Genomic DNA, 13005 nt, shown 5'->3' on the forward strand with positions numbered 1-13005 from the left:
GGATACATGCAGCGAACGACACCGGGCACCCTCGTCCTCTGGGCGACCGCCGGCACCCTGCTCGGCGTCGTCGTCGACGTCCTGCTCGAATCCCAGGGCCTCGCCCTGCCCGGTCAGCCGTGGTTCGCGATCATCGGCATGCTCATCCTCTCCGCCGTCCTCCTCGTCCTCGGGTACCCCATCAAGCGATGGAACGACGGTGACCGGACCCGCGAGATCGACCCCCTCCAGGCTGCGCGCGTGGCGGTGATGGCCAAGGCCAGCGCCCTGACCGGAGCCGGACTGGCCGGATGGTACGTGGGCAACGCCGCGTACTACTTCCTCTCCGCGCCCGGCATCCGCAACGATCTGGCTGCCGGTATGCTGTTGGCGATGGCGGCCGCGGCCGCGCTGATGATCGTCGGCATCATCGTCGAGATCTTCTGTACTCTCCCGCCCCAAGACCCTCCAGGAGCCGAAGCCGCATGACAGCCACTCCGGACGCCGTCGTCTTCACCCGAGTCAGCCCCAAGTACTGGCTCAAAGAGACCATCGCCTCCCTGTGCTTCTTCGTCCCGCTCCTTGCCGCCGCGATCGCGCTGCCCGTGCTCATCCGCGACCAGCCGTGGCTCCACCTGCCGTGGGTCGCCGTCCTCATCTGGACGATCGTCTACCTCGTCGTCCTCTACCGTCAGGCCAAGGTCATCGGCTATGCCGAACGCGATGACGACCTCCTCATCCGCCGGGGGATCCTCTTCCGACGCACCACCGTCGTGCCCTACGGGCGCCTCCAGTTCGTCGACGTCGACACCGGCCCGATCGACCGGATGTTCGGCCTCGCCACCGTCAAGCTCCACACCGCCTCAGCCGCCACCGATGCGACGATCCCCGGCCTGCCCCGTGCCGACGCCGACCGCCTGCGCGACAGTCTCGCGGGCCTCGGGCAGGCGAACCTGGCAGGCCTGTGAGCATGGCATCGCAGAACGGGACCGACACCCTCGCCGAGGTGGCCGCCCCCGACGTCTGGCACCGTGTCCACCCGCTCACGCCGCTGCTCGAGAGCCTCGGCATCATCGTCGTCATCATCGTCACCGGCGGCTACGTGGGTCAGAACTTCATCCAGCAGGCCATCAGCGACCTCGCCAGCGGCGACGCGATCGACCTCTCCTTCGCCGCCTGGCTCGGCTCCCACCAGCTCGTGCTCCTCGCCGTCATCGGCGGAATCGTCCTCATCGTCCTCATCGGCGCCCTCTACAGCTGGCTCGCGTGGCGGGTCATGGGCTACCGCGTCGACGACGAGGCGATCTACGCGCGCTCCGGTCTGCTCGCGAAGAAGGTGCGCAAAGCCCGCCTCGACCGCGTCCAGTCGATCGACCTCCAGCAGAAGCTCCTGCCGCGCCTCCTCGGACTCGCCGAACTCGTCTTCGACGTCGCCGGAGGCAAGGGATCGAACGTGTCGCTGAAGTACCTCAGCAGGAAGCGCGCCGACCTGCTGCGCGATGAACTTCTCGCCGCCGTTCGCGACGTCAAACAGGCCGCCGCGCCCGCCGATGCCCCGGGCCCCGGGGAGGGCCAGGGTGCGACGGAGACGGGGGACAGCCTCGGCGAGGGAATTCCCGGTGACGGGGGAGACGGAACCCGCGCACCGACGATCGACCTCTCAGCCCCCGAACGCGCCGGCGACAGCGTCGGCGTGCGGCTGACCAAACGGCTCTCGACGATGGCCGGCGACGCGCTCGGGGAGGCCGAAGGCAGCCTCAACGACATGCTCGCTCCCTATGGGGTGTCGGCCCAGGTCAAGGACGAGGGCGAGATCATCCGCGTCCCCGTCCACCGGGTGGTCATCGCCTCCCTGCTCAAGACGGACTTCCTCATCGGCGTCCTCATCTTCGTCGCCGTCATCGTCGCAGCGATCATCCTCTTCATCAGCGGCGTCCGCGAAGCCGCCGTGCCGATGCTCTTCGGCGTCCTGCCCGCCGGCATCGCCGCCTTCGCCTCGGTGAAGAAGGACCTCAACAATGCGAACTTCGTCGTCCGCCTCACCGACTCCGGGCTCGCCGTCAGCCACGGTCTCGCCTCGACCTCGCGCAAGGTCATCCCGCTCGACCGGGTGCAGGCCGTGGCGCTCCACCAGCCGCTCCTGTGGCGGAAGGCCGGATGGTGGAAGGCCGAGTACAACATCGCCAGCTCCGGCGAGTCCGGTGAGTCGAACCTGCTCCTGCCCGTCGGCGACCTCGACCAGGCGCTGACGATGATCGGCCTCGCGCTGCCCGAACCCCGGGTTTCCGGTGGAGTGAGCGTGCGCAGCCTCATCCTCGCCGCGATGCACGGTCCGGTCGCGGACGGTGCTGAGGCAGCCGCCGCCGAGGCGGAGTTCCATCGGCAGCCGCGGTCCTCACGGTGGATCGATCCGCTCGTGTGGAGGCGTCGCGCCTTCGCGCTCACCGATGCGCTGCTGATCATCCGCCTCGGCCGTTTCGAACGCCGAGTCGACTTCGTCCCGCATGAGCGCGTGCAGTCGATGCAGTTCCAGCAGGGGCCCCTCCAGCGGGCCCTCGGGCTCGCCACGGTCGCCGTCCATTCGACGGCAGGGCCCATCAAACCCCATGTCACCCATCAGGCCACCGAGGATGCTCTGGCGTTCTTCGCCGAGCACGCCGACCGCACCCGCATCGCCCGGCAGCGCTACGACGAGCAGGTCCGCAGCGGGACGGGGATCGGCCGATGAGCGTCCCCGACGCACCGCGGCTGGGCATCGGCATCATCGGCGCAGGGCGGGTCGGTGCCGTGATCGGGGCCGCCTGGCGGGCGGCCGGGCACGCGATCATCGGGGTGAGCGCCACCTCGGCGACGAGCCTGGAGAGGGCCGAGGAGATGCTGCCCGGGGTTCCGGTCCTCCCACCCGACCGGATCGCCGAACGCGCCGAGCTCCTCCTCGTCGCCGTCCCCGACGATGAGATCTCCTCCCTCGTCTCCGGTCTCGCCGCCCTCGGGCGCATCCATGCCGGACAGATCATCGTCCACTGCGCCGGACGCTTCGGCACCGACGTCCTCGAACCCGCGACCGGCGTCGGAGCCCTGCCCATCGCCCTCCACCCCTCGCTCACCTTCACCGGCACCGCCCTCGACCTGCCGCGGCTGCGGCAGTCGACGGTCGCCGTCACCGCCCCGGCACCCATTCGCCCGGTCGGGGAGGCCCTCGTCGTCGAGATGGGAGCGGAGCCGATCGAGATCGCCGAGGCCGACCGTCCGCTCTACCATGCCGCGATCACCCACGCCTCGAACCACACGATCACGATCATCTCCGAAGCCCTCGACATGCTCACCGAGGCGGGGGTCGACGATCCCTCCCGGGTCCTCACCGCCCTCGTCGACGCCAGCGTCGCCAACACCCTGCAGAACGGTGCGAAGGCCCTGACGGGTCCGGTCAGCCGGGGCGACGCGGGAACCCTGGCCGCGCACCTGGCCGCCCTGAGCGAATACAGTCTCAGCGTCTCCAGTCCGGCGACCCGCAACAGCTACATCGCACTGGCCCGGTCGACGACGGCGAAGGCGCTTGCACTCGGTCGGATCACCGAGGCGCAGGCCCAGGAGATCCTCGCTCTCCTCGACTGAGACCGGGGTCTCGTCGGGCTCACGCGAATTCCCCCGCGGGGCGGGCGCACGGTAGCCTTGATCCCATGGCAGAAACTGAGTCGATCGCCCCCGAAGCCGCAGAATCCCAGCAGGAGCACCTCGATCCGGAGCAGATCCGGATCCGCAAGGACAAGCGGCAGCGGATGTTGGACTCCGACACCGAGGCCTACCCCGTCTCGGTGCCCCGCACCCACACCCTCGCCGAGGTGCACGCCGCCCACCCCGATCTCGAGGCCGGAGACGAGACCGACGACGTCGTCGGCGTCGTCGGCCGTGTCGTCTTCGTCCGCACCACCGGCAAGCTCGCCTTCGTCACCCTCCAGTCCGGTGACGGAACCCGCCTGCAGGGCATGCTCTCGCTGCGCGAGGTCGGCGAGGACCGTCTCGCGGACTTCAAGGCCGACGTCGACCTCGGCGACTTCCTCTTCCTCCACGGTAAGGTCATCAAGTCCAAGCGCGGTGAGCTCTCGGTGCTCGCCGACTCGTGGGCGATGGCCTCGAAGGCGCTGCGCCCCCTGCCGGGACTGCACACCGAGCTCGCCGAGGACACCCGCGTGCGCCAGCGCTATCTCGACCTCATCACCCGCGACGCCGCCCGGGAGACGATGCGCACCCGCGCCCAGGTGATGGCCTCCCTGCGCCGGACCTTCGCCGAGCAGGACTTCATCGAGATCGAGACCCCGATGCTCCAGGTCATGCACGGCGGAGCGGCGGCCAGGCCGTTCAAGACCCACATGAACGCCTACGACATCGACATGTACCTGCGCATCGCCCCCGAGCTCTTCCTCAAGCGGGCGATCGTCGGCGGCATCGAGAACGTCTTCGAGATCAACCGCAACTTCCGCAACGAGGGAGCGGATTCGACGCATTCGCCCGAGTTCGCGATGCTCGAGGCCTACCAGTCCTACGGTGACTACCATTCGATCGCCGAGCTGACGAAGACGCTCGTCCAGAACGCGGCCCAGGACGCCACCGGCTCCCTCCAGGTCACCCTCGAGGACGGAACCGAATACGACTTCGGCGGCGAGTGGGCGGTCGTGAGCATGTACGAGACCCTCTCCGCTGAGTCCGGGGTCGAGGTCACCCCGCTCACGGGCATCGAGGAGCTCGAGAAGATCGCAGCGGACAACGACGTCGACCTCGGCGGGGTCTTCCGGTCCCACGGCAAATACGTCGAGGAGCTGTGGGAGCACTTCTACAAGGACAGGCTCTGGGCGCCGACGTTCGTCACCGACTTCCCCGTCGACACCTCACCCCTGGTGCGCGAACACCGTGAGAAGCCCGGCGTGGTCGAGAAATGGGACCTCTACGTGCGCGGGTTCGAACTCGCCACCGGCTACTCCGAGCTCGTCGACCCCGTCATCCAGCGCGAGCGCTTCGAAGCCCAGGCCGCCGACGCCGCCCGCGGCGACGACGAGGCGATGGGCCTCGACGAGGAGTTCCTCATGGCCATGGAGCATGGAATGCCCCCGACGGGCGGAATGGGAATGGGTCTCGACCGACTTCTCATGGCGCTCACCGGGCTCGGTATTCGAGAAACAATTCTCTTCCCCTTCACCAAACCGATCGCGACCGCGAATTCGGAATCCCGAGAGGAAGGCTGAGTCGTGCTCGACCTCATCAAAGCCCTGCTTCCCTCGATATGCGTCGGATTGCTCTTCTGGTACGTGATGCGCAACATTGTTCGCGCGGATCGGCGCGAACGCGAGCAGATCGAGAAATTCTATTCCGAACATGAGGTTAGCGAATTGGACGCTAATGCGGAAACAGATGTTATGCTTACACCCGTAAAGTCTTCTGAACACGAAAAGGGTGAACATGGCACGGGAGATGCGACTCGTCCTCACGGATGATTTCGATGGCTCGGAAGCAGCGGAGACCGTTCGCTTCAGCCTCGACCAGGGCACGTACGAACTCGAGCTCTCGACGAAGAACGCCGAAGAGCTGAGGGAGACGTTCGCCCCGTACATCGCCAAAGCGCGCCGCGTGGCCAATCCCGGCTCACGTGGACGCCGCGGAGGATCGTCGAGTTCCGGACCCAAGCGCGATACCGCCAAGATTCGCGAATGGGCGCAGGAGAACGGCTACCAGCTCGGTGACCGCGGACGCATTCCGCAGGAGATCGTGCAGGCCTACGAAGCCGCCGAGAACTGAATACCCGGTCGGACTCCGCCGATAAGGCGGTCGGTCCGATGCGGACAATAGAAGGGCACCGCGGGAGCGACGAGAGGATCGTCGTTCCCGCGGTTCTCTGTTTACAGCGTTATTCGCGGTGCCCGATCGTCTCGCAATTCGGGAATCCGGGGAATGGGAATGTTTTGAGAAGTTCCAACGATTCTTGTGAATGAGCTGAGCGCGAACGGTCAAATAGAACCTGTCGCCAGACATTACCGCCGAGTTAAGTCCAGTCCGCAAGATCGGTCGTCACCCCGGTTCCGGATGCGGAACAGCGGTGAAATCATCCAGCGGGCATCCGTTCGGATCCCCGCTCCGAACGGTCGGTGAGGGATCGGACATCGGTCGACCGCCTCGGCGGTGTCCGGAAGACGGCAGGACGCATGGGTGCGGCCGGGAACGCGGGTGTGTTCGGCAACCGATTTCGCCCTCAGCCGAACGGTTTCGGCTGAGGGCGAAACGTGCAATAGATCCAGGGGGCGGGTCGTTACGCTCTACAGAATACGAAGACTCCAGGAGGGTGAATATGTTCGAGCGGTTCACTGACCGAGCCCGCCGAGTGGTGGTGCTCGCCCAGGAAGAGGCCAAACTCCTCAAGCATAACTACATCGGCACCGAGCACATCCTGCTCGGCCTCATCCACGAAGGTGAGGGCCTGGCAGCCAAGGCACTCGAGGGGATGGACATCTCCCTCGAGCAGGTGCGCGATCAGGTGCAGGAGATCATCGGGCAGGGCCAGCAGGCGCCGAGCGGGCACATCCCGTTCACCCCGCGCGCGAAGAAGGTCCTCGAGCTCAGCCTCCGCGAGGCATTGCAGCTGGGCCACAGCTACATCGGCACCGAGCACATCCTGCTCGGCCTCATCCGCGAGGGAGAGGGCGTGGCCGCTCAGGTCCTCGTCAAGCTCGGCGCGGATCTCGGGCGTGTGCGTCAGGAAGTCATCAAGCTCCTCTCCGGCTACCAGGGCAAGGAGCCCGTGGCCGCAGGCGGACGCGAGGAGGGCACCCCGTCGGGTTCGCTCGTCCTCGACCAGTTCGGCCGCAACCTCACCGCCGCCGCCCGCGAGGGCAAGCTCGACCCGGTCATCGGCCGCCACGAGCAGATGCAGCGCGTGATGCAGATCCTCTCCCGCCGGACGAAGAACAACCCCGTTCTCATCGGTGAGCCCGGCGTCGGCAAGACCGCCGTCGTCGAGGGTCTGGCCCAGGCCATCGTCAACGGCGAGGTCCCCGAGATCCTCACCGACAAGCAGCTCTACACGCTCGACCTCGGGTCGCTCGTCGCCGGGTCCCGCTACCGCGGTGATTTCGAGGAACGCCTGAAGAAGGTGCTCAAGGAGATCCGCACCCGCGGAGACATCATCCTCTTCATCGACGAGATCCACACCCTCGTGGGTGCGGGTGCCGCCGAAGGTGCGATCGACGCCGCCTCGATCCTCAAGCCGATGCTCGCCCGCGGTGAGCTGCAGACGATCGGTGCGACGACGCTCGACGAGTACCGCAAGCACATCGAGAAGGATGCCGCTCTCGAGCGCCGCTTCCAGCCGATCCAGGTGCCCGAGCCCTCGCTCGCGCACTCGATCGAGATCCTCAAGGGTCTGCGCGACAAGTACGAAGCCCACCACAAGGTGACGATCACCGAGGGTGCGCTGGCCGCGGCGGTGAACATGTCCGATCGCTACATCAACGACCGGTACCTGCCGGACAAGGCGATCGACCTCATCGACGAGGCGGGTGCGAAGCTGCGCATCTCGCGTCTGTCGGTGCCGCAGGAGATCCGCGACCTCGAGGAGAAGATCCTCGAGGCTCGTCACCGCAAGGAAGCAGCGATCGACGCGCAGGACTTCGAACTCGCCGCCTCAGAGCGCGACTCGGAGATGAAGCTCCAGCACGAGAAGGAGGAGCAGACCGAGGCGTGGCGCAAGAGCGGCAAGGACACCTCTGCCACGGTCGATGCCGATCTCATCGCCGAGGTGCTCGCCTCGGCCACGGGCATTCCGATCTTCAAGCTCACCGAGGAGGAGTCCTCGCGTCTGCTGCGGATGGAAGACGAGCTGCACAAGCGCATCATCGGCCAGAACGACGCGGTCAAGTCGATCTCGCGGGCGATCCGTCGCACGCGCGCCGGCCTCAAGGATCCGAAGCGGCCATCCGGTTCGTTCATCTTCGCCGGCCCGACAGGTGTCGGAAAGACCGAGCTTGCGAAGGCACTCGCCGAGTTCCTCTTCGGGGATGAGGATTCGCTCATCAGCCTCGACATGTCGGAGTACTCGGAGAAGCACACCGTCTCGCGTCTCTTCGGTTCGCCTCCCGGCTATGTCGGCTACGAAGAGGGCGGTCAGCTCACGGAGAAGGTGCGCCGGAAGCCGTTCTCGGTCGTCCTCTTCGACGAGGTGGAGAAGGCCCACTCGGACATCTTCAACTCGCTGCTGCAGATCCTCGAAGACGGCCGACTCACCGACTCGCAGGGTCGTGAGGTCGACTTCAAGAACACGATCATCATCATGACGACCAACCTGGGTACGCGCGACGTCTCCAGCGGTCTGCAGATGGGATTCCAGGTCGAGGGTGACACCAAGACCAACTACGACCGGATGAAGCAGCGGGTCAACGAAGAGCTCAAGCAGCACTTCCGTCCCGAGTTCCTCAACCGCGTCGACGACACGATCGTGTTCCCGCAGCTGAACAAGGAGGAGATCATCGAGATCGTCGACCTCTTCCTCGAGCGCCTCGACACGCGTCTGGCCGATCAGGGCATGAAGGTCGAGCTCACCGATGCGGCGAAGAACCTCCTCGCCGATCGCGGCTACGATCCGGTGCTCGGTGCCCGTCCGCTGCGTCGGACGATCCAGCTCGAGATCGAGGACCAGCTCTCGGAGAAGATCCTGTTCAAGGAGATCGGCCGCGGTCAGACGATCAAGGTCGACATCGAGGGCGAAGGCAAGGATGCGAAGTTCACCTTCGACGGCGTCGAGACGGAGACGTTCCCGACGTCGGGAGGCGATGATTCGACCTCCGGTGAGGAGCTCGCAGGTGCCGGATCGTCCGGATCCTCAGCGTCCTGAGCGAAGCGGTCGGCTGATCTGATCGGCTGACCGAACCGACGCCCACCGCAAGCGGCCTCGGGGCGAAGAACCACGGTTCTTCGCCCCGAGGCCGCTTCGCTGTCTGCGGAGGAGCTCAGCCCGCCCCCGCCTCGGGTGCGGACAACGATGAGTCCTGCGCCGACGATGGTGTTGAATGAGGGCATGAGCTCAGCCGCCTTCGACCACGGACTCGTCGCCGCAGACCACCACCAGCCGCATGGGCTGCCGAGCGGGCTGCGCCTGCGCCGGGCGAGGACATCAGACGTCAAGGGCATCGAAGCGCTCGTCGAGCCTCTGGCCGAACAGCGGATCCTGCTGGCGAAGGACACCGTGACCTACTTCGAGTCCCTCCAGGAGTTCTGGCTCGTCGTCGACGAGCAGCCTGACGGTTCGGAGATCCTCGCCGGCTGCGCGGCACTGCACATCATCTGGGCCGACCTCGCCGAGGCGCGCACCGTAGCGACCTCCCCGGACTACCGGGGGAGGGGAGTCGGCAAGGCGCTCATCCGCCAGCTGCTCGCCGACGCCGTCGAGATCGGCGTCAACCGAGTCTTCTGTCTCACCTTCGAGACCGGGTTCTTCGGGTCCCTCGGGTTCGAGCCGATCAAGGGCATCCCCGTCTCGCCCGAGGTCTACGTCGAACTCCTCCATTCCGCCGACGAGGGCGTCGCCGAGTTCCTCGACCTCGCCAGGGTCAAGCCGAACACACTGGGCAACACCCGGATGATCAAGTACCTCTAGGCAGCTGCCGATCCCGGGTCGCGGCTCAGCGGGACTGCGACCAGAACTCCCGGAGCTCGGAGACCAGGGTCTCCGGTGCCTCCTCGGGGATGAAGTGGCCGCAGTCGGGGATGGCGCGTCCGTCGACCTGCTCCGTGTAGGACTCCCACACGGTGGCGATGTCCGTGTTCGCGGCCAGACCGCCGGCACCCCACAGTGCGAGCACCGGCATCGTCAGCTTCCGCTGCGCGCGGAAGTCCTCTTCGTCGACGGCGACATCCTCGTGGGTGGCGCGGTAGTCATCGAAGGCCGCCCGCATGGCCCCGGGCTGCTCGAAGGCGCGGACGTAGTCGTCGATGTGCGGATCGAGCCGGTCTCGGCGGACCGTCCAGCGTTCGAAGAAGTAGCGCAGGTACTCAGCGGTCCTGCCTGCGGTGAGCGCCTCCGGGAGGTCCTTCTGCATGTGGAGGAGCCAGTGGAAGTAGCCTTCAGCCGTCCGCATCCGGCCGTTGGTGAACATCGCATGGGTGGGGGCGATGTCGAGGACGGTGAGCGTGGCGACCCGCTCGGGCGAGTCGAGGGCGAGTCGATGGGCGACTCGACCGCCGCGGTCATGGCCGACGAAATGGGCGCGGTCGATGCCGAGGGAGTCCATGATGCCGAGGATGTCCCAGGCCATGCTCCGCTTGTCGTAGCCGTCCGCCGGTTTGTCGCTGAGCCCATAGCCGCGCAGGTCGGGTGCGACGACACGGTACCGGGCATCCGCGTCCGGTCCGTGCAGTCTGGGAATGACATCGCGCCAGCAACCTGCGGTCTGCGGCCAGCCGTGGAGCAGAATCACTGCTTCAGCGCTGTCGTCAGCAGGCTCGCTGACCAGGCAGTGGAACGAATTGTCGTCGACGGTGATGAAGCGCGCGTCCATGGTCTCATCTAACAACAGGATCCGCGCACGAGGCAAGGTGCGTTGAGGGAATTGTGAGGGTCCGGAGGAGTCGAGGACTCCGATGTCCGTGTCCCGTGTCCGCACCGTGGCCGGCGGCCGGTCCGTCACCGCGGCAGGCTGAGACGATCCCCGTGTCGTGCGGCCAGGCCGTCCGAGACGAGATCGGCTGCCAGCCGCGCGATCCGCTCTGCGTCGGCGCTGAGGTCGCGCATCCTCCTCAGCTTCGCCGAGGTGGCCGTTCCGAGGGATTCGACCATGTCCTCATCGAGGGCCGCCGTGGGGGCGGTGAGGAGGTCGAAGGGGACGCCGTCGTGTCGATCGTCCGCCGCCTCGTCGAGGGTCTCTTCGTGTCGGGCCTTGAGGACGTCCATGATCGCCCCGCGCAGCTGTCGGTCCGTCCCGGCCCATTTCTGGGTCCTCGGCTTCGTCGCCGAAGTGGGGCGTCCTGAGCGATTCCAGGCGCACACCTCGGCGAGGGGGCAGTCGTCGCACTTCGGACTGCGGGCGGTGCACACGAGGGCCCCGAACTCCATCACCCCGGCGTTCCACCGCACATGGTCGACGGCAGGCACGAACTGTTCGGCCCATTGAGTCTCCCGCCTGCTCGGTGAGGTGGTGGGCCGGTCTCGGCCGGCGAAGACCCGGATGAGGACCCTGCGCACATTGGTATCGAGCACGGTCGTGCGCTGGCCGTGGGCGAAGGAGGCGACCGCGGCCGCGGTGTAGGACCCGATGCCGGGCAGGGCCTCGAGCTCGGCGGCGGTCTCAGGGACTCGGTTGTCCCGCTCCTCGGCGATGACTCGGGCGGCCTCCTGCAGCCTCAGCGCCCTGCGGGGGTAGCCGAGACGATCCCAACTGTGGAGCACCTCGGCGGTGGGGGCGGCAGCGAGATCAGCCGGGGTCGGCCACTTCGCCATCCACGCCCGCCACCGGGGTTCGACGCGGGCGACAGGAGTCTGCTGGGACATGATCTCGCTGACGAGGACCGCCCAGGCGGTGGTCTCAGGATCTCGCCAGGGAAGGGGTCTTTCGGCGGTGGCGAACCAGTCGATGATCGTCGCCCGAACCTCGGCGATGTCAGCCTCGGGCACGTCCGGGAAGGCCGCATCTGTGGGGGTGATCCCAGTTTGGGACGTGGTGCGGTGTGTCATTTGGATGCTCATTCGCAATTGCCTAGGCTCATTGCGATGACTCCTTCCGATCGTGGTTCGCAGCCGAAGCAGCCCCGCCAGTCTAGCGGGAAGCTGCCTGCGCACGTCTACCGTCGGCGTCGGATCACGCTCGGTGTGCTCAGCCTCGTCGTCATCGGTCTCCTCGTCCTGGGCGTCGTCGGGATCACGAAGGTTCTGACCGGCGGTGGGGGAGAGCGGACGGCCGAGCCGGCCCCGACCACCGTTTCACCCACCCCACAGGCTCCCGTGCCGGACGAGAAGGCAGCCAGCGGTGCGTGCCCGGAGAAGGCCGTCGCTGTGAGCGCGAAGGTCGACAAGAAGAGCTACGACGAGAACGCGAAGCCGAAGTTCGAGATGACGGTGGCGAACAACCACACGGCCACCTGCCTCATCGAGGTGGGGACGAAGCAGCAGGAATTCGTCGTCATGCAGGATTCCGACGTCGTCTGGTCGTCGAAGTACTGCGCCGCCGACGATGACGAGAACGCCGAGGCGCCGACGGAGTTCGCGCCGCAGTCGCAGAAGACTGCGCAGTTCGAATGGAATCGGGTCCGCGTCGACAAGAACTGCAACAAGACGGACAAGGGCTTCGCCCCGGGGAAGTACGCCCTCGTCGTCAAGCTCGGCGACAAGGAGAGCGCTCCTGCGCAGTTCGAGCTCGAGAAGGATGAGGCGACCAAGGCCAAGGAGAAGAAGGAAGCCGAGGAGAAGAAGGCGAAGGACGAGGAGAAGAAGAAGTCCGAGGACGCCTCTCCGAAAGAGACTGCGGGCTCGGAGGATTCTTCGCCCTGACGGGCCTGAGGGTTCTGCTTCCGGACGGGTCTGAGGATTCTAGTCCAGGACGGGCCTCAAGCCCCGCGGTAGGACCCCACGCCCCACGAATTGCCGTCGTGGTCACGGAAGTCGAACTCCCTGCCGCCGTGCGGTTGTGTGGCCACCGGTCTGACGATCGCATGGCCGAGTTCCATGATCTCCCGGTAGAGCCGGTCGACCTCCCTCTCGGTCGCGACGACGACGTAGATGGAGGCTCCACCGACGCTGTCGAGGGCCGAACCGTCGTGGCGCACCGAACCGACCATGATGCCTCCGGTGTCGCCGAGTGCGTATTCGGCGTGGAGGATGAGACTCGGGTCCTCGTCGTCGCGAACCGTGAGTCGCTCGGTGAAGCCGAGGGTGACGAGCAGGGTGGTCGTGGCCTCCATGTCGGTGGTCCTCAGCGTGGGAAACACTGTGGTCGTCATCTTCCAAGCATGCCCTGTTTTCTCTCCGTTGTCCCGGACTTTCTTCGAGACGGA

General features: G+C 66.6%; 13 protein-coding genes. 10 read left to right on the forward strand and 3 right to left on the reverse strand.

The features are described from left to right. The first annotated feature begins 6 nt into the window (after positions 1-6). The 9 genes from EZE58_RS01685 to EZE58_RS01725 all read left to right on the forward strand — a co-directional run bounded on the left by EZE58_RS01685 (position 7) and on the right by EZE58_RS01725 (position 9616). The gene (locus EZE58_RS01685; protein WP_009380683.1) at positions 7-468 is read left to right on the forward strand and encodes a DUF3180 domain-containing protein; all 462 of its coding nucleotides are present in this window, start codon (positions 7-9) and stop codon (positions 466-468) included. Further along, the gene (locus EZE58_RS01690) at positions 465-947 is read left to right on the forward strand and encodes a PH domain-containing protein (RefSeq protein WP_095376675.1); all 483 of its coding nucleotides are present in this window, start codon (positions 465-467) and stop codon (positions 945-947) included. The genes EZE58_RS01685 and EZE58_RS01690 overlap by 4 nt, the downstream gene beginning before the upstream one ends. A 2-nt stretch (positions 948-949) precedes the next feature. After that, complete coding sequence (locus EZE58_RS01695; RefSeq protein ID WP_095376676.1) at positions 950-2707, forward strand: PH domain-containing protein; 1758 nt, start codon at positions 950-952, stop codon at positions 2705-2707. After that, on the forward strand, positions 2704-3594 hold the full coding sequence (locus EZE58_RS01700; RefSeq protein WP_009380680.1) for a DUF2520 domain-containing protein: 891 nt from the start codon (positions 2704-2706) through the stop codon (positions 3592-3594). The genes EZE58_RS01695 and EZE58_RS01700 overlap by 4 nt, the downstream gene beginning before the upstream one ends. A gap of 65 nt (positions 3595-3659) precedes the next feature. Beyond that, positions 3660-5219 carry a lysine--tRNA ligase gene (gene lysS, locus EZE58_RS01705; RefSeq protein WP_063249269.1) on the forward strand — a complete coding sequence of 520 codons (1560 nt, stop codon included), beginning with the start codon at positions 3660-3662 and terminating at the stop codon, positions 5217-5219. Between the two features lie 3 nt (positions 5220-5222). Further along, positions 5223-5468 (forward strand): hypothetical protein, encoded by a 246-nt coding sequence (locus EZE58_RS01710; protein WP_095376677.1) that lies wholly within the window; start codon positions 5223-5225, stop codon positions 5466-5468. After that, a complete protein-coding gene (locus tag EZE58_RS01715) occupies positions 5434-5769 on the forward strand; it encodes an Lsr2 family protein (RefSeq protein ID WP_009380677.1) in 336 nt (111 codons plus the stop codon). The genes EZE58_RS01710 and EZE58_RS01715 overlap by 35 nt, the downstream gene beginning before the upstream one ends. Positions 5770-6316: 547 nt before the next feature. Then, complete coding sequence (locus EZE58_RS01720) at positions 6317-8854, forward strand: ATP-dependent Clp protease ATP-binding subunit (RefSeq protein ID WP_063249268.1); 2538 nt, start codon at positions 6317-6319, stop codon at positions 8852-8854. Positions 8855-9037: 183 nt separating this feature from the next. Further along, positions 9038-9616: an amino-acid N-acetyltransferase gene (locus EZE58_RS01725; protein ID WP_009380675.1), complete on the forward strand. Its 579-nt coding sequence runs from the start codon at positions 9038-9040 to the stop codon at positions 9614-9616. Positions 9617-9641: 25 nt separating this feature from the next. On the opposite strand, the gene EZE58_RS01730 is transcribed toward EZE58_RS01725, so the two are convergent. Together EZE58_RS01730 and EZE58_RS01735 are read right to left on the reverse strand one after the other, a co-directional pair. Further along, positions 9642-10517 carry an alpha/beta hydrolase gene (locus EZE58_RS01730; protein WP_095376678.1) on the reverse strand — a complete coding sequence of 292 codons (876 nt, stop codon included), beginning with the start codon at positions 10515-10517 and terminating at the stop codon, positions 9642-9644. 125 nt (positions 10518-10642) lie between these two features. Then, entirely contained in the window at positions 10643-11689 is a 1047-nt protein-coding gene (locus tag EZE58_RS01735) for an A/G-specific adenine glycosylase (RefSeq protein WP_095376679.1), read from the reverse strand. 36 nt (positions 11690-11725) lie between these two features. Here EZE58_RS01735 and EZE58_RS01740 point away from each other — a divergent pair, with 36 nt between their 5' ends. Then, complete coding sequence (locus EZE58_RS01740) at positions 11726-12502, forward strand: hypothetical protein (RefSeq protein WP_240941046.1); 777 nt, start codon at positions 11726-11728, stop codon at positions 12500-12502. A 56-nt stretch (positions 12503-12558) separates the two neighbouring features. Here the strand turns inward: EZE58_RS01740 and EZE58_RS01745 are convergent, their stop codons facing one another. Continuing rightward, entirely contained in the window at positions 12559-12951 is a 393-nt protein-coding gene (locus EZE58_RS01745; protein ID WP_223290026.1) for a VOC family protein, read from the reverse strand. Positions 12952-13005 lie beyond the last annotated feature (54 nt).

Origin of the sequence: Brevibacterium sp. LS14, assembly GCF_012027885.1 — a bacterium.
GTDB lineage: Bacteria > Actinomycetota > Actinomycetes > Actinomycetales > Brevibacteriaceae > Brevibacterium > Brevibacterium casei.

What these genes read in the sequence shown, in the direction of transcription:
- EZE58_RS01685 (WP_009380683.1), top strand. Translation starts at nt 7, where the DNA reads ATGCAGCGAACGACACCGGGCACCCTCGTCCTCTGGGCGACCGCCGGC.
- EZE58_RS01690 (WP_095376675.1), top strand. Translation starts at nt 465, where the DNA reads ATGACAGCCACTCCGGACGCCGTCGTCTTCACCCGAGTCAGCCCCAAG.
- EZE58_RS01695 (WP_095376676.1), top strand. Translation starts at nt 950, where the DNA reads ATGGCATCGCAGAACGGGACCGACACCCTCGCCGAGGTGGCCGCCCCC.
- EZE58_RS01700 (WP_009380680.1), top strand. Translation starts at nt 2,704, where the DNA reads ATGAGCGTCCCCGACGCACCGCGGCTGGGCATCGGCATCATCGGCGCA.
- lysS (WP_063249269.1), top strand. Translation starts at nt 3,660, where the DNA reads ATGGCAGAAACTGAGTCGATCGCCCCCGAAGCCGCAGAATCCCAGCAG.
- EZE58_RS01715 (WP_009380677.1), top strand. Translation starts at nt 5,434, where the DNA reads ATGGCACGGGAGATGCGACTCGTCCTCACGGATGATTTCGATGGCTCG.
- EZE58_RS01720 (WP_063249268.1), top strand. Translation starts at nt 6,317, where the DNA reads ATGTTCGAGCGGTTCACTGACCGAGCCCGCCGAGTGGTGGTGCTCGCC.
- EZE58_RS01725 (WP_009380675.1), top strand. Translation starts at nt 9,038, where the DNA reads ATGAGCTCAGCCGCCTTCGACCACGGACTCGTCGCCGCAGACCACCAC.
- EZE58_RS01730 (WP_095376678.1), bottom strand. Translation starts at nt 10,517, where the DNA reads ATGGACGCGCGCTTCATCACCGTCGACGACAATTCGTTCCACTGCCTG.
- EZE58_RS01735 (WP_095376679.1), bottom strand. Translation starts at nt 11,689, where the DNA reads ATGACACACCGCACCACGTCCCAAACTGGGATCACCCCCACAGATGCG.
- EZE58_RS01740 (WP_240941046.1), top strand. Translation starts at nt 11,726, where the DNA reads ATGACTCCTTCCGATCGTGGTTCGCAGCCGAAGCAGCCCCGCCAGTCT.
- EZE58_RS01745 (WP_223290026.1), bottom strand. Translation starts at nt 12,951, where the DNA reads ATGACGACCACAGTGTTTCCCACGCTGAGGACCACCGACATGGAGGCC.